The following is a 21,310-nucleotide window of genomic DNA, read 5'->3' as shown; positions in this document are numbered from 1 at the left end:
GCTCGCGATGGACATCAACGATGACGCGTTTTTTCTGCATGAATGTGTCGCCCTGACGTTCTTCACGAGCACGCTCGCTCCTACAGGGATTTGAGGAGAATTCGAACATGCTCCACGTCGAAAAACTGCACCAGTACTACGGCGGCAGCCACATCCTGCGGGGCCTGACGTTTGAGGCGAAGGTCGGTGAGGTCACCTGCCTGCTCGGACGCAACGGCGTGGGCAAGACCACCCTGCTCAAATGCCTGATGGGCCTGCTGCCGGCCTCGGATGGCTCCGTGAACTGGGAAGGCAAGACCATCACCGGGTCCAAGCCGCACCAGCGGGTGCAGGCCGGCATCGCCTACGTGCCGCAAGGCCGGGAGATCTTTGGCCGCCTGACCGTGGAGGAAAACCTGCTGATGGGGCTCTCTCGCTTCGGCGCCAAAGAGGCCCGGGAAGTACCGGCGTTCATCTACGAGTTGTTCCCGGTGCTGCTGCAAATGAAGCAACGCCGGGGTGGTGATCTCTCGGGTGGCCAGCAACAACAACTGGCTATCGGCAGGGCACTGGCCAGTCGGCCGCGCCTGTTGATCCTCGATGAGCCCACCGAAGGCATTCAGCCGTCGGTGATCAAGGAGATCGGCGCGGTGATCAAGCAGCTCGCGGCTCGCGGTGACATGGCGATCTTGCTGGTGGAGCAGTTCTACGATTTCGCCGCCGAACTGGCCGATCAGTACCTGGTGATGTCCCGGGGTGAAATCCTCCAGCAAGGTCGCGGAGCAAACATGGAAACCGAGGGTGTACGCGGGCTGGTAACGATCTAACCTGAAACCTCCTGACGATAATGAGAAAAGATGACTGCCGCAGCCCCTGACACCTTGTTCACCCCCAGCTGGCACGCCGAGCTGGAACTCGGCTACGCCCGATTCGGCGACAGCACGCGCCCGGTCCAGCGCCGCCACAAGGGCCCGCTGCGAGTGCAAAAGCACCTGTACGCTGAAGGCCCGCAAGTGTGCCAGCACATCATCGTGCACCCGCCGGGCGGAATTGCCGGCGGTGATCGACTGGATGTCAGCGTCAACGTCGCCACCGACGCCTGGGCGCAACTGACCAGCCCCGGCGCCGCCAAGTGGTATCGCGCCGCTACCCCCGCCTATCAGCAACTCGACTTGACGGTAGCTACTGGCGCCACGCTGGAATGGCTGCCGCAGGAAACCATCGTCTTCAGCGCCGCCCAGGCCGAGCTCGCCACCCGGATCGATCTGCAAGGCGATGCGCGGTTGTTCTTTTGGGACGTGGTCGCCCTGGGGCGCCCGGCCAGTGGTGAGCGCTTCGCGTGCGGGCACTTTCAATCACGACTCGACATCCGCCGCGACGGCCAGTTGCTCTGGCATGAACGTCAGCGCATTGTCGGTGGGGATGGGCTGCTCGATTCGCCGATCGGGCTGGACGGCTCGCCGGTTTGGGCGACCTTGCTGGTGACCGGAGAGATTGACACTGAACTGCTCGAACGGTGCCGCTCGCTGGCCAGCGACGTGCGCGGCGACCTGACCCAACTGCCCGGGCTGTTGGTCGCCCGCTGCCTGGCCAGTGAAGCACTGCTGGCACGAAACTGGCTAATTGCATTATGGACGTTGCTTCGCCCGGCCCTGCTCGGCCGCGAAGCGGTGCCGCCAAGAATATGGAGCACCTGACTCATGCTGTTGCCTGCATTTGCAAATCCCCATTTTTTATCTGCCTTGATGGATTGCCCATGGACCTGACCCCGCGCGAAAAAGACAAGTTGCTGATCTTCACGGCCGGCCTGGTCGCCGAACGGCGATTGGCCCGTGGTGTGAAACTCAACTACCCGGAAGCCATGGCCTACATCAGCGCGGCGCTGCTCGAAGGCGCACGTGACGGCCAGACAGTGGCCGAGCTGATGCATTACGGCACCACCCTGCTGACCCGCGAACAGGTGATGCAAGGCATCCCGGAAATGATCCCGGAGATCCAGGTCGAAGCCACCTTTCCCGACGGCACCAAACTGGTCACCGTCCACCAACCCATCGCCTGAGACCGCGCCATGACTTTTCACATCCGCGACGCCCTGCATGACGACCTGCCGGCGATCCGTGACATCTACAACGATGCGGTCCTGAACACCACGGCCATCTGGAACGAGCAGGCCGTGGACCTGGACAATCGCCAAGCCTGGTTCGTCGCCCGCCAATCCCAGGGCTACCCTGTCCTGGTGATCGTCGACGCCCACAACACCGTACTCGGCTATGCCTCATTCGGCGACTGGCGACCCTTCGACGGTTTCCGCCACACCGTCGAGCACTCGGTGTACGTACGCAGCGACCAACGCGGCCATGGTCTTGGTCCTCGCCTGATGGACGTGCTGATCGAGCGGGCCAGGGACTGCGGCAAACACGTGATGGTCGCCGCCATCGAAAGTGGCAACGCCGCTTCGATTCGCCTGCATGAGCGTGCGGGCTTCGTCATCACCGGGCAGATGCCACAAGTGGGCACCAAGTTTGGCCGCTGGCTGGACCTGACCTTCATGCAATTGACCCTCGACCCCGGTGCCCAGCCACCGGTCTTTCACAAGGAGTGAAACACCATGAACGCCGCCCAACTGCGACACGTCAATGCCGAGAGTTTTGCACACTACCGCCAGGGCCTGACCGAGCTGCTGTTCGATGCCGTCAATCACGGCGCCTCGATTGGCTTCATGGCCGACCTCGACGACAACCAGGCACGCGCCTACATCAAGGCGCTGCAGGCTGACCTTGAGAGCGGCAGCCTGTTGCTGTGGGTGGTGGTGGATGAGGAGAGGATCCTGGCCAGTGTGCAACTAAGCCTGTGCCAGAAAGCCAATGGCCGCAACCGCGCCGAGGTGCAAAAGCTGCAAGTGCTGTACGAGGCGCGGCGCCGTGGGCTTGGCCAACAGCTGATGAGCACCCTGGAGCTCGCTGCACGCCAACATAAACGCGGCCTGTTGTACCTCGATACCGAAGCCGGTTCGCCGGCCGAGGCGTTTTATCAGTCTCTGGGTTACACCCGTGTCGGTGAACTGCCCAACTACTGCCAAAGCCCGGACGGTCGCTACACCCCGACCGCCATCTACTTCAAGACCCTGGGGCAACCTGAATGATTCCTGGCCAATATCAGATCGCGCCCGGCGACATCGAACTCAACGTCGGTCGTCGCACCCTGAGCCTGACCGTCGCCAACGGCGGCGACCGGCCGATTCAGGTGGGTTCGCACTTCCACTTTTTCGAAACCAACGACGCCCTGACCTTCGACCGCGCCGCCAGCCGCGGCATGCGCCTGAACATCCCCGCCGGCACTGCCGTGCGCTTTGAGCCGGGCCAACGTCGGGAAGTCGAACTGGTGGACCTGGCCGGTCATCGGCGGGTGTTCGGTTTTGCCGGGCGGATCATGGGTGACCTCGACTGACAGACCTCCTGTGGCGAGGGAGCTTGCTCCCGCTCGAGTGCGAAGCGCTCGCAAAAAACCGTAGACGCGATCTATCTGATTAGCCGGGATGGCCGATTCCACGACTGCTGCGCCCGAACGCGGACTGCCGCACCTCACTTTCAAGGCAAGCACATGAAAATCTCAAGACAAGCCTATGCCGACATGTTCGGCCCCACCGTAGGTGACAAGGTCCGCCTGGCCGATACCGAGCTGTGGGTCGAGGTCGAAAAGGACTTCACCACCTACGGCGAAGAAGTGAAGTTCGGTGGCGGCAAGGTGATCCGCGACGGTCAAGGGCAAAGCCAGTTACTGGCTGCCGATGTCGTCGACACCCTGATCACCAATGCACTGATCATCGACCACTGGGGCATCGTCAAGGCCGACGTCGGCCTCAAGGACGGACGCATCGCGGCGATTGGCAAAGCGGGCAATCCGGACATCCAGCCCAACGTCGACATCGCCATTGGCGCCAGCACCGAAGTGATCGCCGGCGAAGGCATGATCCTCACGGCGGGCGGCATCGACACCCACATTCACTTCATCTGCCCGCAACAAATCGAAGAAGCGCTGATGAGCGGCGTCACCACCATGATCGGCGGCGGCACGGGGCCGGCGACCGGCACCAACGCCACCACCTGCACCCCGGGCCCCTGGCACCTGGCGCGGATGCTTCAGGCCGCCGATGCGTTCCCGATGAACATCGGCCTCACCGGCAAGGGCAACGCCAGCTTGCCGGAGCCGCTGATCGAGCAGGTCAAGGCCGGCGCCATCGGTCTCAAGTTGCACGAAGACTGGGGCACCACCCCGGCCAGCATCGACAACTGCCTGAACGTCGCCGACCAGTACGACGTGCAAGTGGCGATTCACACCGACACCCTCAACGAATCGGGCTTCGTCGAAACCACCCTCGCCGCCTTCAAGGGCCGGACCATCCACACCTATCACACTGAAGGTGCCGGTGGCGGCCACGCGCCGGACATCATCAAGGCCTGCGGTCTCACCAACGTGTTGCCAAGCTCGACCAACCCGACCCGACCGTTCACCCGCAACACCATCGACGAACACCTCGACATGCTCATGGTCTGTCACCACCTGGACCCGAGCATTGCCGAAGACGTGGCCTTCGCCGAAAGCCGCATTCGCCGTGAAACCATCGCCGCCGAGGACATCCTCCACGACCTTGGTGCGTTCTCGATGATCAGCTCCGACAGCCAGGCCATGGGCCGGGTCGGCGAAGTCATCACCCGCACCTGGCAGACCGCCGACAAAATGAAAAAACAGCGCGGCCCGCTACCGGGAGATGGCGAGGGTAACGACAACTTCCGCGCCAAACGCTACATCGCCAAGTACACCATCAACCCGGCGATCACTCACGGCATCAGCCACGAAGTCGGCTCGATCGAAGTGGGCAAGTGGGCCGACCTGGTGCTGTGGCGGCCGGCGTTCTTCGGGGTGAAACCGACGCTGATCCTCAAGGGCGGCGCCATCGCCGCCAGCCTGATGGGCGACGCCAACGCCTCGATCCCGACCCCGCAACCGGTGCACTACCGCCCGATGTTTGCAAGCTTTGGTGGCTCGCTGCACGCCACCAGCCTGACCTTCATCAGCCAGGCCGCCCACGATGCCGGCCTCCCTGAAGCGTTGGGTTTGAAGAAGAAAATTGCCGTGGTCAAAGGTTGTCGCGATGTGCAGAAAACCGACCTGATCCACAACGACTATCTGCCGAGCATCGAGGTCGATCCGCAGACTTATCAGGTCAAGGCTGACGGAGAATTGCTGTGGTGCGAACCGGCGGATGTGTTGCCTATGGCGCAGCGGTACTTTCTGTTCTAACTCGGCAAAAGCCCCGAATGCGGCACCTGCCAACATTCGGGGCTCGATTTAGCCATGGCGCATCGTCACGCGTCGTTACCGCCATCTTCCAGGCTGAGTATTTCTTGCGGGGTCAACAGGTCGACAAGCTTTTGCTCCACCTCCCGAGCCTCAGCGGCCAGCGCCTTGGACTGAGTGTTGTAGACATCACTTGTCATCGTTCCTTTGGTTACTTCAAGTTGCTCCAGGCGCTCATTGAGCGACTCATAGGCCAGATCGAACCTGGACCCGTACTTCTCTTTCAGGTATTCGGCCCAGAAGTCGCGGCGAGCAATCGAATCAATCTCTGCCTTCGAGTTTTCCAGGCTGTTCACATGCAACTCTGCCGCCTGCAGCTTGGCGTGAGGCACGTATTGCAGACCGGCGTAGTCAGCCTGGGTAGGCTGCCCCGGCAAATCAAGCCTCTCCCGAAGGTTCACCCGATAGGAAAGCCGCACTTCAATTTGATCCATCAAGATCAGCTGCCGGCCCATTTCCCGTGTGGCTGCATTGGAGCGGATGATCGCTTTTGTGCGTACTTTGATGTCATTGAGCGCAAATGCTTCAACCTCATCCAGGCGGAACAACCCTTTGGCCAATTTGAGCAACTCAGGCCCCGCGCCTTTGTCTCCGACACGTGCCAAGGCTTTGTGAATCTGTACCTTGATTTCCAGATCGCTGAACATCAGAGCAGCACGATCACTGCACGTCTCTGGCTCTCCGGCCGCCTTGAACAGTTCGTCACGCAACAGGGCATTATCCCCAGCCGCGTCCAGAACCGCCCAAACCCGAGCCTGGAGGTCGGGATAAGCCTTGTTGTACTCCGCTGTCTTACTCAGCTTTTCCAGTAATCGGAAAAACTCCTCGCTTTCACTAATCGATCTTCCGGCCACACCTCCGGCCGTTTCTCTATCGAGGGCCTCCCTGTCGAGGAGCGTCCACTGCTCCTTTCTTGCTGTGCGTTCAGCAGCAGGCGTATCACGTAGCCATCGATCGACCCGCTGCACCGATGGCGCCAAAGTGCCCCCTTCGGCACCACGATCGGCCGGCGTCTCGATGGGAGCCGGCATCAATCCCGTCTCGTCATTATCCAGGTATATGCGTACCAGAATGTCCGCATACTGCTCTACGCCATGCTCGGAAAGAGGATTCCCGTTCAGTTCGGTAACCCTCAATACCCGATTGATGGCCGCCGCCTGCTCCGGCGGAGGATTCACCGCCCATTCGGGAAATGAGGTGAGCTGGTTATCACGTAAGTCGACCATGGCCAGGCGGGGTTGATCAACGAGCCCGACCGGCCATTGACTGATCCCGGTGGCCTGCAATCGAACCTCGACCAGCGTCCTCATCTGACTGAAATCAGGAGTGCGCTCCAGCGGGTTATGGCTTAGCCGCAATTGTTTGAGACGACTCATGCGAGCCAGTGAAGCCGCGGCGTCGGCGGTTAACTGGATGCGGTTATTGGACATGTCCAGATAGACAAGCTCGGGCATCTCATCCAGTTGCGCAGGTATATCGACTAGCCGGTTCCCTTGGAGCTCCAGCCGTTGAACCTTGAAAAATGAATCGAGAAAGTCATTGGGTGCCGCCACAAGGTCCATGTCACTCAAGTCCAAAAAACCCACATGACTAAAGTCCACCTCCAGAGCAGGTAGCGCCCCGACAGTTCGTCCCCGCAGACTCAGCTCATACCCCCGGCGAACACCATATTGAGAGTACCTGATTGTCTGTTTTTGCCAGCAGCGTTTGAGTAACTCAACGACCACTTGTTTGTCATACTGCTCGATCGCTACCGTACTGCCATCTGGTAAAACACGCGTGGAAGGGGTCGACAGCCATTGGTCCGACCAACTCAAAAAGCGTTGAAACTCGGCCTCGAAATTCAGCAGATACAATTCACGCTTATCGACCAACAACTCCAGAAAACCGTCAATTTGCCCATCGGTGAAGTTGGGGAAAAGCCTGAGTACTCGGTCCCTGTCCGATACCCGCCGTGGACTCATGCCTGCCCCGCGCCCAGTCAGTGGATAGCCCAGGCGACCATCGACCCAGCGCTGAGGCGCCCTGAACCCGGGCCTGATGGGTTGCATGCCCAACAGCGAGCGCAATTCACCGCGAGCCAGCACATGCTGTCTGATCAACGCTTTCAACTCTGGCCCTTGCCCCACATGAGGCACGCCTATCGCCTGGCGCTGCGTGTCTGGCAAGGCATGCTGAAGCGCTGCATAGAAATCATCGGCTCCGTGCAAATGACCATCATCCTGATCACGAGCCTCGTACCGCCCATCTTCATTGCGCACCAGGACCTTTCGACTACCGGCACTTTCAGGACCGACACTGGCCCGCAGATCTCCGCTGAACAAACCGTCTCGAACTTCAAGACGCAAATCGTTCGACCAGCCTGGCAGCTTCTTGAGTGAGTTGAGTGCAAGTGCCTCTGCGTCCTGGTTCATCAGCGCGTCCAGATAAAGCCCCTCGTACGCACGCGACAGACGCACTTCGCGCTGGATCCAGCGCAGCTCCTCAGCCAGGCGCAAGGGAATGGGCTTGGTTTGCAACGTGTTGGTGAAATCCCATTTGGCCATTTGCTGTCGTTCAGTACTGTTGGCGTCGGCGAGCAACTGTTCAATCACACTCGTGGGCACGTTGGAAAAGCGCGATTTGATCAAATTGAGCCGTGGATCGCTGCTCCCGTTCCTGGTGTTGTAGACATCATTGAAGAACTCGACTATATGGCGTTCGGCAACCTTGGCGATGTTTGCACGCAACGTCTCGACGCGCTTATCCAGAGTATCGCGGGGGGTTCCAGGCCTTTGACCAAGCACAACATTGGCTTCACTTTCATCAAGGCACTCCAGGAGCGTTCCCAACAGACGCCCGCCACGTATCTGCGCATCATGGATCTGCACGATCCGTGTCTTGTCCGGAGTGCCCCGTGGATTGACGTATTCCCAGAGTGTCTTTGCCTGCCCATCGATAATCCGTATCGACACCGTGTCCGGCCACTTGCCATAACGCGTCATGACATGCAGTTGATTGATCGAATGATCCGTTCCCGGCCCGACAGGTAAATCACTCTTCATGTCGGCGATAAAGTTCTCGACCTGCTTGTACACGTCAAATCGACTGATCGTATCGACCAGTATCGGCGCCGGTGACTCGTTTTCGACGTACATCTTGCGCAAGACGTTTTCATCGGTGCCGCTGACTTCGCGAATCTGCACGAGTTCGGTATCGCTGAACTCGCTGACGCTATGCCCCAGGCGCCTCATGAGTTCGGGCTCCGTCCAGGTCCGCGGCTGCTCCACTTCATGGCTCCAGGCGCCGTGGCCGTTATGGTTCAACTCAGGTGCATAGGCATTTGCTCGGTCAGGATGTGCGATCCTGTATTTGCCGCTAACCGGGTCCTTTTTCACTGCATAGTGCTTATCGCCCAGAAGCACAAACGCCTGACCATCATGCCGCAGCAAGCCAAGCTCATCGGGCTTCAGGCCTTGGGGCAATGTTTCCCTATGCTCATAGGGTTTGAGATCGGGTTTCCACAAACGAGTCTCCCCGTTCGGCAAGGTGACCTGTTTCAACGTATCGAAAAAAGGAGATCGCTTCAAAGGCGTAACGGGCTCAGCGCTCTCAGCACCCACCGCCGACAAGATGGCAAGCTGAGCAACGTTTTGCGCAACATCCATAAGATACACAAACCCCTCATCCGTATCGCCCTGCGCCAATGACTCGATGCCCTCTACCAACTCATCAGTCAATTGAGCGGCCATGACCGCCATCATCGCCACACCCAAGGGCGGGACGAACAACGCAACCACGTTGAGGACAGACAACGCGATCCCTAAATAGCCGAGCAGTTTTTCATGACTGGCCTGTGCATCGACATCGGCCGTGGACACCGCAACATACTTCGCATCGTTGAGAAGTTTGTTCAGTTGCTGGTCGAAGAGAAATACCCAAAGCTCCCCTCGAACCGGCGTTTCCTCCATATGGATCCTGGCGGCAGGATCAGGAGTTGGTACATATACACTGCTGTTCGGTTCCTGCTTAAGGGGTGTCAGGCGCTCATTCAACCGCCTGAAAAACCGTGCTTTATCCTCCTGTTTGACAAACCGACTGAAAAAATCCTGATACCTGCGATCGCGTAGCCGCTCACGCAATTCGTTATGGAACTGCTGCGCGGATGCGTACTCTTTGATCGGGCTGACGGGGTCATGGGGAATGTAGACAATCAGGCGCTGCACATGATCACTGCTGATGCGATCAGGCCCGATCAGCAGGACCCCGAGCAGCTCGGTGTCGCCGAGCAGCTTCAAACCATTGAACTGAACAGGCTTCCCATCCAGCATCAGGTTATTCGGCTGTTCCGTGACCTTCGCCAGCAGGCGATAAACACTGCCGTCCCGATTGCCCCCATCGATGTCCCCCTGGAGTCGTGCAAGATCGATCGCTGCACTAAACGCATGCTGTTGGCTGAGTCGGACCCGAGCGTTCAAGACGCCCTCTGCCACCACGTCGCCCACCCCCAATACCGTATTGATATGCGCCTGATACTTACCCCCCAGGTCCAACTCTCGGCACAGCCCGGCAAACTGTTCAACCGTAAAAGGCAGTGCACCTTGCGGCGAAAGGAATAATGCTTTACCGCTCCGGGTCCTTGTGGCGATAAAGGCATCCGTTTCGTCGTCTTCGGTAAAGTTGTGCAAGGCTGCGTCCAGCAGGCTGCTTTTTAACACTATGGCATCGGCGAAAGGTTCAGGGCTCTCGACCGCGTGCCTCAACAACGTCTGGTCTACATCAACCGAAACCTTGAACTTCTCCAGGATCGCAGCCTGCAGGAGTGGACGGGCAAAGGCCTTGGCGTCCTTGAGGTCAAGCAGCATCTGATCGACTGAGTTCTGCGAAGTCCAACTCCGCTGACTGCTGTATTTAAAGGCATCCAGAAGATCCTGCGCGGCATGTTTATGCCGTCCTGGGCTAAATAGCCCGATATCGCGCAAGACTTTTCGCCGATGCGATGCCGTCTCCAGAAGCCAGGCCGGCAGTTTATTCCTGATGAATTCATAGTGCGAACCCATATATCCAGGGAGCGCGACAACACCGCTACTTGTAGATAGCTTATTTAACTTAACCATTGTCTGGATCTCTCAACACACGTTAAAGAGTGCCAAACTTACTAAAAATCCACCTCTATAAATAAACCAAATAGCCACGCATAAAACACCTAAGACACGTGTTAATTGCCGACTATTCGAATACTGAAAATATGTATGTACCACCCGCAATGATGGCCCTTGCAAAGACGGGCGGCAAACGGCGCCGCCCGATCCTGCCTAGACCACCACCAACCGCGCCAACCGCTGCTTGAGCATCCGGTTCTCGGCACGCAACTGCTGCACTTCTTCAAGCAGGTCCAGCGCCAGGGCGACGCCTTCCCATTCCAGCTCCAGGTCGCGCCGCAATTTCGCGGCGCGTTTGGCCAAGGCCAGTTCGACGTCGTTGAAACGCCAGTCCCCGGGCTGTGCGCCCTGAGGTTCGAGGATGCCGTGTTCGACGATTTCGATCACGTAGACGTCGGGTAAACCGGTCGCCTCACAGAATTCTGCCATGTCCAGTTGAACGATCAGGGGACTGCTCATAGTCAATGACTCCATTGCTCAGGCGCTGGAATGTGCGCCGATCAAAAGTGTTCTCGCGGATTGAACGCAGCCTTCTTCGCCAGTTCCTGCCACAAGGCCTTGACCTCGTCGTCGCTGTGCTTGGGCATCACCGCCTTCAGTTGCACGAACAGGTAGCCGCGTTCGCCCGCCTTGTTCAGCAGGCCATGACCCTTGGCGCGCATGCGCTGGCCGTTCTGGCTACCGGCCGGGACCTTGAGGTTGATCTTGCCCGTCAGGGTCGGCACTGCCACCTCGGCACCCAGCGCCAGTTCCCACGGCGCCAACGGCAAGGTGATGATCAGGTTTTCGCCTTCCACATCAAATTTCGGGTGCGGTGCAAAGCGAATGGTCAGGTACAGGTCGCCATTGGCGCCACCACCGATACCCGGTGCGCCCTGGCCCTTGAGCCGGATGCGTTCGCCATCGGTGACACCGGCCGGGATCTTCACGTTCAGGCTCTTGCTGGTGTTGCTGACGTGCTGTCCGCCAGCGTTGTACTGCGGCACCTGGAAGCTGATCTTCTTCGACTCGCTCGACAGGGTCTCCTCAAGAAAGACCGCCAGTTCCATTTCCACGTCCTGCCCTCGCCGACCGGCGCTACGGCCAGGCTGTCCACCACCGAAGCCCGGGCCACGGTTACCGAAGATCGAACTGAAGAAGTCCGAGAAGTCACCTGCGTCCTGACCGCCGCCAAAACCACCACGGCTCTGCCAGCCCGGAGGCCCCTGGAATGGCTGGCCATGCTGGCCGTAACGGCGCAAGTCATCGTATTCGGCGCGCTTGTCGGCGCTTTTCAGCGCTTCATACGCTTCCGAGGCATCCTTGAACTTGGCTTCAGCGTCCTTTTCCTTGCTGACATCCGGGTGGTATTTGCGCGCCAGCTTGCGATAGGCGGCCTTGATCGCCTTGTCGTCAGCGGTCGGCTCCACACCGAGTATCTTGTAATAGTCTTTGAAGTCCATCGCTCGAATCACCATCCGTTATCGATATCGCGCCGCCTGCCAGCTTGCACCGATGGGTCGCAGCAGGCTTGACCGATCTCAGGGTTGTGACCGGACAGCGCGTCAGAAGTTTATCGGCAGCCGGGCGAATCCGTTGATCGCGCAGTGGCTGCCAAGCCATGCCTGTAAGTTTGGGGAGCAAGGATAGTCTTTCAAGGCGCGGAAAGCTGAGATTTAGCGGATAGTCGGCCTTCGGTTCTGTGCCGCACTGGCATACACTGCGCGGCCGTTTTTTAACCGGAACTCGAAAGACATGAAAAACGCATCTGCGGCCCGTGCCTGCGGTATCGACTTCGGCACGTCCAACTCCACTGTCGGCTGGCTGCGCCCCGGCATGGAAACGCTGATCGCGCTGGAGGACGACAAGATCACCCTGCCTTCGGTGGTCTTCTTCAACATCGAAGAACGCCGCCCGGTGTACGGCCGCCTGGCGCTGCACGAGTACCTGGAGGGCTATGAAGGCCGCCTGATGCGCTCGCTCAAGAGCCTGCTGGGTTCCAGGCTGATCAAGCACGACACCAGCGTGCTGGGCACGGCCATGCCGTTCAAGGACCTGCTGGGGCTGTTCATCGGCCAACTGAAGCAGCGCGCCGAAGCCGAAGCCGGTCGGGAGTTCGAAGAAGTGGTGCTGGGTCGTCCAGTGTTCTTCGTCGACGATGACCCGGTCGCCGACAAGGAAGCCGAAGACACGCTGGTGGAAGTGGCGCGCAAGATCGGCTTCAAGGAAGTGTCGTTCCAGTACGAACCGATTGCCGCCGCCTTCGACTACGAGTCGACCATCGAGAAAGAAGAGCTGGTACTGATTGTCGACATCGGCGGTGGTACCTCCGACTTCTCGCTGGTGCGCCTGTCACCCGAGCGCCGGGGCCTGGACCAGCGTCAGGACGACATCCTCGCCACCGGTGGCGTACACGTCGGCGGGACCGACTTCGACAAGCAACTGAGCCTGCAAGGCGTGATGCCGATGTTCGGCTACGGCAGCCGGATGAAGAGCGGTGCCTACATGCCCACCAGTCACCACATGAACCTGGCGACCTGGCACACCATCAACTCGGTCTACTCGCAAAAATCCCAGATTGCCCTGGGCAGCATGCGCTACGACATCGAGGACACTGGTGGCATCGACCGTCTGTTCAAGCTGATTGAGCAACGCGCCGGGCACTGGCTGGCGATGGAAGTCGAGGAAACCAAGATCCAGCTGACCCACGCGGACAACCGGCATGTGCCGCTGGATCGCATCGAGTCGGGTTTGAGTGTGGAGCTGAGCCGGGCACTGTTCGAATCGGCCATCGATGGCTTGCTCGAGCGTGTGCGCAACAGCGTGACCCAACTGCTGAGCGATGCCAACGTGGGTGTCGAGCACGTCGACACGGTGTTCTTCACCGGCGGTTCGAGCGGGATCCCGGCCTTGCGCAACAGCGTCTCGGCCATGCTGCCGAACGCGCGCCATGTGGAAGGGAACATCTTTGGCAGCATTGGCAGCGGTCTGGCGATCGACGCCATGAAGCGTTACGGCACATTGGCCTAATGCCCCTCCATGATTGTTCCCGCGCTCGTGGGAACAATCATGGAGTAGTTAAACCAACCCCGCCTGCTTCAACTCGCTCTTCAGGTACGCGTAATAAATCGGCCCCGCCACCACCCCCGGCAGGCCGAACGCGGCCTCGAACACCAGCATCGCCAGCAGTAACTCCCACGACTTGGCACTGATCTGCCCGCCGACGATCCGCGCGTTGAGGAAGTACTCCAGCTTGTGGATAACAATCAGGTAACCCAGCGCCGCGACGGCCACCCAGATCGACAATGACAAACCGACGATGGTGATCAGTGTGTTGGAGATCAGGTTGCCGATCACCGGTAGCAGGCCCAACAGGAACGTCAGCACGATCAGGGTCTTGGTCAGCGGCAGCTGGATCCCGAACATCGGCAGTACCACCGCCAGGAAGATCCCGGTGAACGCTGTGTTGAGCAGGGAGATCTTGATCTGGGCGAAGACGATATTGCGAAAGGCTTGCACCAGCAGGTGCAGGCGATCGAACAGGGCGGCGGCCAAGGGTTTGCGCTTGGTGACATCCGGTATGCTCTGCAAGGCAATGATCGCCCCCAGCACCATGCCGATCAGCAACGTGACGAACATGTGCGCCGCGTCTTTGCCCACCAGTTGCAGATCACTCAGGTGTTTGCTCAGCCATTCGCCGATGGCCACGCGAAACTCCGCGGCACTGGCGGGCAGGTAGGCGTCGACGAACGGAGGCAGCTGCCCGCGTGCCTTGTCGACCACACCCATAAACTTGTCCAGGGAAGCCCCGGGATTTTCCGCCTCATGCAACAAAAAGCTGAACGCACCGGCAAAGATCAACGCCAGCACACTGACCACCAGGGTGCCGAGCAACGCCACGGCGAGCCAGCGTGCTCGCCGCCCCTCTATCAGCCGTTGCAGCTGTGGTGTGAGCATGTTGACCAGCTCGAACACCAGTAATCCGGCCAGCAGGCTCGGCAGAAGTCGCAGCGGCAATACCAGCAACAAACCACCAAAAATGATTACCCAACTGACTGACAGCAACACGTGACGCTGAGAAAACGTTGGCATACAGCCTCAAAACAAACGGCGTGAAAGGATCGGCAGTCTGCCAGCGTTCGGATGCCAGCACTAGGCATTGTGTCGGCAGACTTTTGGGCCTGAGTGTAGATAAAGCCTGCAACAGGTTCATCAACTATCCAGGCTGGTGCGACGATAGTGCTCGGGTGTGCAACCGGCCTGGCGCTGAAACATCGCAATAAACGCCGAGGCCGTGCTGTAGCCCATGTCAAAGGCGATTTCCTGAATGCTGCGAGGACTGTCCAGCGCCTCGATCGAGGCCAGGAACCGCAGGCGCTGACGCCATTCGCCGAAGCTCATGCCCAGCTCTCGCACACACTGGCGCGCCAGGGTTCGCTCACTGACGTGGATCTGCTCAGCCCATTGCGCCAGTGGTCGGTTGTCCCCCGGGTCGGCCTGCAAGGCTTCAAGTATGCCCAGCAGTCCGGCGCTGCTGGCGTAAGGCAAGTAACACTCATGCACCGGCGCCAGGTGCAGTTGGTCCACCAGCACCTGGGCCAGGCGAACATCGGCTGGGTGCTGCGCGATCTTCACGTCACGGGCGGCAAAGTCCTTGAGGATCGCCTTGAGGATGTCGCTGATCGCCAGGGTGCAGGCCTGCTGCGGCAGATCACGGCAGATCTCCGGCGCCAGGCACACCGCACGGTAGGTAATCGGTTGAGTGCTGTAAAAGCTGTGCTCGGTGTGCGGCGGAACCCACACCGCGTACTGCGGGGGCGACATGAAACGACTGCCGGCGATGTCCATGTGCATCACGCCGTGCGCCGAATATTCGAGGGTGCCCCAGGGGTGGCGATGGGCCAATGCGTGGCTGTTGGCGTCGAAGTCGGCGTAGCGGAAGTACACCGGCGCCGGTAAACCGCTGAAATCCAGCAGATCGATGGGCTTTCTGTTCATGCTGTCCGGATTCAAGGGTGGGTTGTCTGGATCGAAGTATAGGCATTGATCCAGACAGGGGATAATCGCGCTTCATCAACGTTCTGGTTTTTCCCATGCAATACGCTTATCCCCTGCTGGCCATATTCATCTGGGCCGGCAACACCGTGATCACCAAAATGTCGGCCGGTGCGATTTTCCCCGCCGAGATCGGTTTCTATCGCTGGCTACTCGCCGGGATACTGTTCACGCCCTTCATGCTCAAACCGGTGATCAACCATTGGCCAGTGATTCGCCCGAACCTGACCAGGATCTTCATCCTCGGCGTACTGGGCATGGCGGTGTATCAAAGCCTGGCGTACTTCGCCGCCGCCCTGACCACCGCCACCAACATGGGCATCATCCTGTCGCTGATGCCGTTGATGTCATTGGCCATGGCGATCGTCAGTCTTGGCCAACGGCTGACGGCCGGCGCGCTGGCCGGGGCAGTGTTGTCCTTGGCCGGGGTGCTGGTGGTGATCTCGTCCGGCAGTCTCGGTACGCTGCTGGAGCACGGGGTCAATCTGGGTGATGCGATGATGCTGATCGCGACCCTGGCCTACGCGATCTACAGCACCTTGCTGAAGAAATGGCAGCTGCGCCTGCCGCCCCTGGTGTTGCTCTACCTACAGGTGCTGGTGGCGGTGGTGGTGCTGTTTCCGCTGTTCGTGGCCTCGCCAAAGGTCGGCCCGACCTTGCAGAACATTCCGCTGGTGCTCTACGCCTGCCTGCTCGCCTCGATGGTCGCGCCCCTGGCGTGGATGCAGGCAGTGGTGCGCCTGGGACCGAGCCGGACCACGCTGTTTTTCAACCTGCTGCCATTGATCACCGCCCTGATTGCCGCCGTGGTCCTGCATGAGCAGTTGGCGCTGTACCACCTGGTGGGCGGGCTGATGACATTGGGCGGGGTGCTGCTGTCCGAGCGCTGGACCACGGTGCTCGGTCGCGCTTGATCTACTGTGGTTCCCGCTGGGCTGCGCAGTCGCCCTGAAGGCTGCGTCCCGGCTCGACTGGTTTTGCGAGCGCTTCGCGCTCGAGCGGGAGCAAGCTCCCTCGCCACAAAAGCGGCTACACCCCCGCTGCTTTCAACCGCTGCGCATGCTCGACAAACAGGCGCACCGGATCGGCGCCTTTGCCCACCAGCCCCAGCGACTGGTTAACAATGTCGAAATGATCCAGCGGGTAGTCATCGCCGATCACCGTCCCCAGGTGCGAGCTGTAACGCCCGACCATGCCGTCGCACTGCCCCGCCTCGCGGACAAAGGTATGAGCGAACAAGCGGCAGCTACGGTTGGTGCCGTCCAGCAGATTGCCGCCCCGGTCGGTCTTGCCGGGTTGCAAGGTGCCGGACCAGGAGTAGTAGCGCACACCGTTGACCCACTCAGGTCCCTGTCCACCCCACGTCTCGGGCAAGCCCTGCGGAAAACGCTGATTGAACAGGGCCACGCCTTCGCCGGTCAGGGAGTTGTGCGAGGCGTCTACATCCACCGGCCATTTGCGCACGTGATGACCGGTTTCCAGCACGCCCATCACCCACGCGACCAGGCGCAGTACCGCGCTCAGGACACGGCCCTTCGCACTGTCGGGCGGGTAGTGCCGGTGCAGGTAATCCGCCAGTTCCGAGCCATGGTTGGGGCCGGCGACCGACGTCACCGAGGCCACCAGGTCCGGACGCTTGGCCGCGGCGTATCGGGCGGTCAGCGCACCCTGGCTGTGGCCAATCAGATTGACCTTGCCGGCACCGGTTTCACGCACGATGTCCTCGATTTGCATCAGCAGTTCTTCGCCGCGGATTTCATTGGAGTTCACCGGCGAGACCTGTACAGCGAACACCAGAGCGCCACCCCGGCGCAACGCCGGGATGATCCCGTACCAGTACGGGTACACCAGCAGACGAACAAAACCGAGCATGCCCGGGACCAATACCAAGGGGTAGCGCGTGGCGGTTTCCTGCGACATGGGCAAACATCCTTGTGATCGTTGGGAAGGTCCAGGCTGGGATGCAAGACGTCGGCCACCCGCCTCGCCATCGAAGATGACACCTTTACCCTGCGTCTATGACATTCCCCGACGCCTATTTCAAGCCCGCCACCCCCGCCACGATCAAGGCAACCGACACCAGCTTGACCGGCGTCAGGCTTTCGCCCAACAAGGCGAAGCCCAGGAACACCGTGCCCAGCGAGCCGATGGCCGTCCAGATCGGGTAGGCAATGCTCACCGGCAATTCGCGCATGGCCAGGGTCAGGAAGTAGATCCCGCCCACGGCCGCCACCACGGTGATCAGCGACGGCCACAAGCGGGTGAAGCCTTCGGCGTATTTCATGCCCATGGCGAACGTCACTTCGAACCCGGCGGCGACCAGCAGGAACAGCCAGGCCACTTCAAAACACCCGGGCCAGCGCCCGCAGGCGTTGCTCGGCCTCGGCGGATGACACGGCAAAGGTGCGCTCGGCGGACTCTTCACCTTCGGCCGCAACCACCGTGACCTCGTCGATGCCGATAAACCCCAGTGCCGTGCGCAGCAGGGGATCAGCGTGGTTCATGGCTTCGTTCTCGCCACCCGGGCCGAAACCAAAACCACCACGGCTGGTGACAATCAGGGCTTTCTTGCCCTTCACCAGCGGTTCGTACTGGGCGATGCCGTTGTCCAGCGAGTGGTTGAAAGTCAGGCCCAGGCGCACGATCTGGTCGATCCAGGCCTTGAGGCCGCTGGGTACACTGAAGTTGTGCATGGGGGTGGAGATCACCAGTCCATCATGCTCGAGCAACTCAGCAACCAACTGATCGCTGAGCGCCAGATCGGCCTGCATCGACAGCGACCGAGCCTCGGGTTCTGGATGAAAGGCAGCCGCGATAAACGCTTCGCTTACCGGCGGAATCAACGCCCGCCCCACTTCGCGACGGGTCAGCTGTGCTTGAGGGTGTTGTGCCTGCCAAGCCGCCAAGAACACTTCGGCCAAGCGCCGGGAATGGGAGCGGTCGCCACGGGGGCTGGCGTGAATCGCAAGAATTTTACTCATCTCAATCTCCTGAAGACTAAACTGGAATAGCTTTCGATTTGCAGCTTGAAGCTCACAGCTGCCCGTCTTCAAATGAGTAAAAATCAGTCCGGATGAGTTGAATTCATCCATGGAGTCCCGCGATGTTCGCTTCGCTGCCCTTGACCGCCCTGCGTGCATTCGAGTCAGCCTCGCGCCTGCTGAGTTTCAAAGCGGCCGCCGAGGAGCTGTCAGTGACGCCAACCGCGATTTCCCACCAGATTCGCGCGCTGGAAACCTGGCTTGGCGTGCCCCTGTTCGAACGCCTGCCGCGCCGCGTGCAACTGACCGACGGTGGTGAGCGCTTGTTTCGCAGCCTGCACGGGGCCTTGCTGGAGGTGGCGCAGAGCGTCGACACCCTGCGTCCACAACGCAGCGGCACCACGCTGATGATTTCCACCACCGCGGCCTTCGCTACTCTATGGCTGGTGCCACGCCTGGGGCGGTTCTACGCCAGTCATCCGAACATCAAGCTGCGCCTGGACACCCATTGCGAAGTGATCGACCTGCACCAGGACGCCAGCGTCGACCTGGTCATCCGCTATAGCCTGGAGGACTACCCGAACCTCTATGGCCAATGCCTGTTCGACGAACAGTTCGGCGTCTATGGCTCCCCCGGGCAAGTAGCGCTGGCCAGTCATCGATCACCGACGTTGATCAGCGTGAATTGGCACAACTCCAAACTCTACGCCCATGGCTGGGCAGCCTGGTGCGCCCAGGCCGGGGAAGTCTGGCTGAACAACCACCCGGTCACCCGCGAATACGACGAAGAGCATTACGCCCTGCAAGCCGCGATAGCCGGCCAGGGCCTGGTGCTGGCCAGCAACATCCTGGTGTCGGAAAGTGTCGCCAGCGGTTTGCTGGTGGGGTATCGCCCGGAAGTTCAGGTCAATGGCGCCGGCTACAGCGCACTCTGTGTTCCGGGACGGGAACGGCATCCGTCGGTGCGGTTTTTCTTTCAATGGTTAGAGGAAGAGGCACGGCTTTCAGGGCATTCTTTACGTTGAGCTTCGGCCCCGAAGGGCCGATCACCAAATCGGATAGACACTTGGGAATACACTACACGCCAACGTCCATTGTTGAATGTGCGTGGCACCTCACTCCAACAGGCAACTGCACTCTGAAGACAGGTCAAGCACCAGCTCGTTCTTGGTATCAGGTAGTTCGTCCAGTATCTTCTCTCGCACTTTACTTCGCTTATAACTCACCTTATCCAGTACGTGCAGCGAAACGTCGAGACTGACCTTACCCACAATATGACTGCCCACAAAACGCTGATTGAAAAAGTCAACCTCAACCTCTTCAGTGGTGCTAAAGCAGGCAAATACTGAATAGACAACAGGCCCCGCGCCTAATAAACGCACCTGCAGCACAATGGTTGAAACCTCAGAAGCTTCCTCTGTCTGCACAGTGGCCACGGCATGTTCCTTAAGCATTGCCCATACCACCAGTGGATCGGGAGATTGCTCAATACACCCTATCATCCGCTCAAGCGGCTCAATCTGGTTATCGCCCAGGACATCAAGAATTTTTTTTCGGAGCAGGTCTTTTAATACAACGACCTCGTCCTTGTCTGGCTCAAAACTATCACTCCTGTATACTGGACGACTCCATTTCGCCATTCCCATCGCTGAGATATAGCGTGCATGCCACTGCTCCGTGCTAGAAAATTTATTTTCTTCCGAGCTTGCATATAACTGGGAGAAAAGCAGTGTGTTTAGTACATCCTCCCTCCACGACTCCGGAAAACCATCTAAAACACACAACAGACCGCCCGCAACCAGAAAAACACTGTCCTTGTTCATTATAAATCCCCGAACAAAATCAAAACGGGTTACTCACTGAGCAACCCGCCGAGCGCCTACATTTACTTGAGCTTAACCCCCTTAAAAAACTCCTCCGAACTTATATCCAGAGTTTCGTATATCATATCCCTGTTGCGCTCGTGCATACGCATATTGAGTTCAACCATGGTGGCTACTTTCTTTATTCTTGCTTCGGACATTTTCCATTTCCAGAACCAGGCACCACCCTCTTCTGTTTTGAGTTCACAATCAACAGCCAGATAGGCGGTTATCGCTGTTCCCTTGGCGGATTCAAGACAGGGAACAATCCTGAAGTCTGCGCTTTTACCATTCTTACTGTTACGATCAAACAGCGTTACAAGGCCGTCGTCGGACTTCACTTTGTCGAAGGCGCCACCCAACAAACTCAACATCGCCGGTGCATTCCTGCCAGCAACCGCCTTGATGATATCCAGCACAATGGAATCCATTGTGACGTTCACCTGTTTGTTCACATGCTCTTCATACTTGCTATTGATCAGCGTCCAACCACACTGCCGCATGGCCTCGCTATACTTTTCATGCCACTCAACAGGATTGGCCTTTATATTTGAATATGTATTGGCATAACGCTCAGAAAAATGAATACTGTCTGCTGCCGCTTGCCTCTTCTCTTCAGAGACATTATCTGCAAATCCCACCACGGTAGGAGAATCACTACCCATTAACAGATCGGATTCACCAACATCCCCCCCCTCTGAGCCCGCAAGCGACCTTATACCTCTGGCACTATACGTTTTCGGAACGAGCTCCACCTCATCAAAAAACGCCCGACTTTCATCGAGACTTGGAAATAACGCACTCATATGAACATCCTTATTCACTGGTCAATATCAGTCAAACATCAGCCGCCTAGCTGACACCTTCAACTTAACCACTCTATCCAATATCTTCCACGCTCGTCACACAACAAATTATTTCAAAGCAACAGCAACCCAGTAAAACAGTTGAACTC

At 59.0% G+C, this 21,310-nt stretch carries 20 protein-coding genes; 10 read left to right on the top strand and 10 right to left on the bottom strand.

Going from position 1 to position 21,310, the window contains the following annotated elements; all coding sequences use genetic code 11:
* The first annotated feature begins 107 nt into the window (after window positions 1–107).
* From urtE to ureC, 7 genes are all read left to right on the top strand, one after another.
* Window positions 108–806: an urea ABC transporter ATP-binding subunit UrtE gene (gene urtE / locus AC3WQN_RS12280; protein ID WP_103400941.1), complete on the top strand. Its 699-nt coding sequence runs from the start codon at window positions 108–110 to the stop codon at window positions 804–806.
* Between the two features lie 30 nt (window positions 807–836).
* Window positions 837–1,676 carry an urease accessory protein UreD gene (locus tag AC3WQN_RS12275; protein ID WP_103400940.1) on the top strand — a complete coding sequence of 280 codons (840 nt, stop codon included), beginning with the start codon at window positions 837–839 and terminating at the stop codon, window positions 1,674–1,676.
* Between the two features lie 59 nt (window positions 1,677–1,735).
* Window positions 1,736–2,038, top strand: a complete 303-nt coding sequence (gene ureA, locus AC3WQN_RS12270; protein ID WP_095144787.1) for an urease subunit gamma — start codon at window positions 1,736–1,738, stop codon at window positions 2,036–2,038.
* 9 nt (window positions 2,039–2,047) lie between these two features.
* Entirely contained in the window at window positions 2,048–2,581 is a 534-nt protein-coding gene (locus AC3WQN_RS12265; protein WP_103400939.1) for a GNAT family N-acetyltransferase, read from the top strand.
* Between the two features lie 6 nt (window positions 2,582–2,587).
* A complete protein-coding gene (locus AC3WQN_RS12260; protein ID WP_103400938.1) occupies window positions 2,588–3,121 on the top strand; it encodes a GNAT family N-acetyltransferase in 534 nt (177 codons plus the stop codon).
* The gene (locus AC3WQN_RS12255) at window positions 3,118–3,426 is read left to right on the top strand and encodes an urease subunit beta (protein WP_103400937.1); all 309 of its coding nucleotides are present in this window, start codon (window positions 3,118–3,120) and stop codon (window positions 3,424–3,426) included. Before AC3WQN_RS12260 ends, AC3WQN_RS12255 begins: the two co-directional genes overlap by 4 nt.
* Window positions 3,427–3,579: 153 nt before the next feature.
* Window positions 3,580–5,280 carry an urease subunit alpha gene (ureC, locus tag AC3WQN_RS12250; protein WP_103400936.1) on the top strand — a complete coding sequence of 567 codons (1,701 nt, stop codon included), beginning with the start codon at window positions 3,580–3,582 and terminating at the stop codon, window positions 5,278–5,280.
* A 65-nt stretch (window positions 5,281–5,345) separates the two neighbouring features.
* Here the strand turns inward: ureC and AC3WQN_RS12245 are convergent, their stop codons facing one another.
* From AC3WQN_RS12245 to AC3WQN_RS12235, 3 genes are all read right to left on the bottom strand, one after another.
* The gene (locus AC3WQN_RS12245) at window positions 5,346–10,433 is read right to left on the bottom strand and encodes an NEL-type E3 ubiquitin ligase domain-containing protein (RefSeq protein WP_103400935.1); all 5,088 of its coding nucleotides are present in this window, start codon (window positions 10,431–10,433) and stop codon (window positions 5,346–5,348) included.
* A gap of 198 nt (window positions 10,434–10,631) precedes the next feature.
* Entirely contained in the window at window positions 10,632–10,937 is a 306-nt protein-coding gene (locus tag AC3WQN_RS12240; protein ID WP_103400934.1) for a chaperone modulator CbpM, read from the bottom strand.
* A gap of 41 nt (window positions 10,938–10,978) precedes the next feature.
* Complete coding sequence (locus AC3WQN_RS12235) at window positions 10,979–11,920, bottom strand: DnaJ C-terminal domain-containing protein (protein ID WP_103400933.1); 942 nt, start codon at window positions 11,918–11,920, stop codon at window positions 10,979–10,981.
* Between the two features lie 292 nt (window positions 11,921–12,212).
* Here AC3WQN_RS12235 and AC3WQN_RS12230 point away from each other — a divergent pair, with 292 nt between their 5' ends.
* Window positions 12,213–13,487, top strand: a complete 1,275-nt coding sequence (locus tag AC3WQN_RS12230; protein ID WP_103400932.1) for an Hsp70 family protein — start codon at window positions 12,213–12,215, stop codon at window positions 13,485–13,487.
* Window positions 13,488–13,535: 48 nt separating this feature from the next.
* Here the strand turns inward: AC3WQN_RS12230 and AC3WQN_RS12225 are convergent, their stop codons facing one another.
* Together AC3WQN_RS12225 and AC3WQN_RS12220 are read right to left on the bottom strand one after the other, a co-directional pair.
* Complete coding sequence (locus AC3WQN_RS12225; RefSeq protein WP_103400931.1) at window positions 13,536–14,549, bottom strand: AI-2E family transporter; 1,014 nt, start codon at window positions 14,547–14,549, stop codon at window positions 13,536–13,538.
* Window positions 14,550–14,669: 120 nt separating this feature from the next.
* Window positions 14,670–15,455 carry an AraC family transcriptional regulator gene (locus AC3WQN_RS12220; RefSeq protein WP_103400930.1) on the bottom strand — a complete coding sequence of 262 codons (786 nt, stop codon included), beginning with the start codon at window positions 15,453–15,455 and terminating at the stop codon, window positions 14,670–14,672.
* 95 nt (window positions 15,456–15,550) lie between these two features.
* Between AC3WQN_RS12220 and AC3WQN_RS12215 the strand changes: the two genes are divergently transcribed.
* A complete protein-coding gene (locus AC3WQN_RS12215) occupies window positions 15,551–16,426 on the top strand; it encodes a DMT family transporter (RefSeq protein ID WP_103400929.1) in 876 nt (291 codons plus the stop codon).
* Window positions 16,427–16,541: 115 nt separating this feature from the next.
* Here AC3WQN_RS12215 and AC3WQN_RS12210 read toward each other — a convergent pair whose 3' ends face one another.
* The 3 genes from AC3WQN_RS12210 to AC3WQN_RS12200 all read right to left on the bottom strand — a co-directional run bounded on the left by AC3WQN_RS12210 (window position 16,542) and on the right by AC3WQN_RS12200 (window position 18,493).
* Window positions 16,542–17,432, bottom strand: a complete 891-nt coding sequence (locus tag AC3WQN_RS12210) for an esterase/lipase family protein (protein ID WP_103400928.1) — start codon at window positions 17,430–17,432, stop codon at window positions 16,542–16,544.
* A 115-nt stretch (window positions 17,433–17,547) separates the two neighbouring features.
* Window positions 17,548–17,853, bottom strand: coding sequence for a DMT family transporter (locus tag AC3WQN_RS12205; RefSeq protein WP_095078187.1), 306 nt, complete (start codon window positions 17,851–17,853; stop codon window positions 17,548–17,550).
* Between the two features lies 1 nt (window position 17,854).
* On the bottom strand, window positions 17,855–18,493 hold the full coding sequence (locus tag AC3WQN_RS12200) for an FMN-dependent NADH-azoreductase (RefSeq protein ID WP_103400927.1): 639 nt from the start codon (window positions 18,491–18,493) through the stop codon (window positions 17,855–17,857).
* Window positions 18,494–18,615: 122 nt separating this feature from the next.
* Here AC3WQN_RS12200 and AC3WQN_RS12195 point away from each other — a divergent pair, with 122 nt between their 5' ends.
* Window positions 18,616–19,518, top strand: a complete 903-nt coding sequence (locus AC3WQN_RS12195) for a LysR substrate-binding domain-containing protein (RefSeq protein ID WP_103400926.1) — start codon at window positions 18,616–18,618, stop codon at window positions 19,516–19,518.
* A 90-nt stretch (window positions 19,519–19,608) separates the two neighbouring features.
* Here the strand turns inward: AC3WQN_RS12195 and AC3WQN_RS12190 are convergent, their stop codons facing one another.
* Both AC3WQN_RS12190 and AC3WQN_RS12185 read right to left on the bottom strand, forming a co-directional pair.
* Complete coding sequence (locus AC3WQN_RS12190) at window positions 19,609–20,316, bottom strand: hypothetical protein (protein WP_103400925.1); 708 nt, start codon at window positions 20,314–20,316, stop codon at window positions 19,609–19,611.
* Window positions 20,317–20,378: 62 nt separating this feature from the next.
* On the bottom strand, window positions 20,379–21,161 hold the full coding sequence (locus tag AC3WQN_RS12185; RefSeq protein WP_103400924.1) for a hypothetical protein: 783 nt from the start codon (window positions 21,159–21,161) through the stop codon (window positions 20,379–20,381).
* Window positions 21,162–21,310 lie beyond the last annotated feature (149 nt).

Source organism: Pseudomonas sp. FW300-N1A1 (genome assembly GCF_058789115.1).
The sequence above is the reverse complement of the archived record's forward strand: the minus strand, read 5'-3'. Positions and strand labels throughout refer to the sequence as shown.

Coding starts and splice junctions, on each gene's coding strand:
- urtE (WP_103400941.1), top strand. CDS start 108: ATGCTCCACGTCGAAAAACTGCACCAGTACTACGGCGGCAGCCACATC.
- AC3WQN_RS12275 (WP_103400940.1), top strand. CDS start 837: ATGACTGCCGCAGCCCCTGACACCTTGTTCACCCCCAGCTGGCACGCC.
- ureA (WP_095144787.1), top strand. CDS start 1,736: ATGGACCTGACCCCGCGCGAAAAAGACAAGTTGCTGATCTTCACGGCC.
- AC3WQN_RS12265 (WP_103400939.1), top strand. CDS start 2,048: ATGACTTTTCACATCCGCGACGCCCTGCATGACGACCTGCCGGCGATC.
- AC3WQN_RS12260 (WP_103400938.1), top strand. CDS start 2,588: ATGAACGCCGCCCAACTGCGACACGTCAATGCCGAGAGTTTTGCACAC.
- AC3WQN_RS12255 (WP_103400937.1), top strand. CDS start 3,118: ATGATTCCTGGCCAATATCAGATCGCGCCCGGCGACATCGAACTCAAC.
- ureC (WP_103400936.1), top strand. CDS start 3,580: ATGAAAATCTCAAGACAAGCCTATGCCGACATGTTCGGCCCCACCGTA.
- AC3WQN_RS12245 (WP_103400935.1), bottom strand. CDS start 10,433: ATGGTTAAGTTAAATAAGCTATCTACAAGTAGCGGTGTTGTCGCGCTC.
- AC3WQN_RS12240 (WP_103400934.1), bottom strand. CDS start 10,937: ATGAGCAGTCCCCTGATCGTTCAACTGGACATGGCAGAATTCTGTGAG.
- AC3WQN_RS12235 (WP_103400933.1), bottom strand. CDS start 11,920: ATGGACTTCAAAGACTATTACAAGATACTCGGTGTGGAGCCGACCGCT.
- AC3WQN_RS12230 (WP_103400932.1), top strand. CDS start 12,213: ATGAAAAACGCATCTGCGGCCCGTGCCTGCGGTATCGACTTCGGCACG.
- AC3WQN_RS12225 (WP_103400931.1), bottom strand. CDS start 14,549: ATGCCAACGTTTTCTCAGCGTCACGTGTTGCTGTCAGTCAGTTGGGTA.
- AC3WQN_RS12220 (WP_103400930.1), bottom strand. CDS start 15,455: ATGAACAGAAAGCCCATCGATCTGCTGGATTTCAGCGGTTTACCGGCG.
- AC3WQN_RS12215 (WP_103400929.1), top strand. CDS start 15,551: ATGCAATACGCTTATCCCCTGCTGGCCATATTCATCTGGGCCGGCAAC.
- AC3WQN_RS12210 (WP_103400928.1), bottom strand. CDS start 17,432: ATGTCGCAGGAAACCGCCACGCGCTACCCCTTGGTATTGGTCCCGGGC.
- AC3WQN_RS12200 (WP_103400927.1), bottom strand. CDS start 18,493: ATGAGTAAAATTCTTGCGATTCACGCCAGCCCCCGTGGCGACCGCTCC.
- AC3WQN_RS12195 (WP_103400926.1), top strand. CDS start 18,616: ATGTTCGCTTCGCTGCCCTTGACCGCCCTGCGTGCATTCGAGTCAGCC.
- AC3WQN_RS12190 (WP_103400925.1), bottom strand. CDS start 20,316: ATGAACAAGGACAGTGTTTTTCTGGTTGCGGGCGGTCTGTTGTGTGTT.
- AC3WQN_RS12185 (WP_103400924.1), bottom strand. CDS start 21,161: ATGAGTGCGTTATTTCCAAGTCTCGATGAAAGTCGGGCGTTTTTTGAT.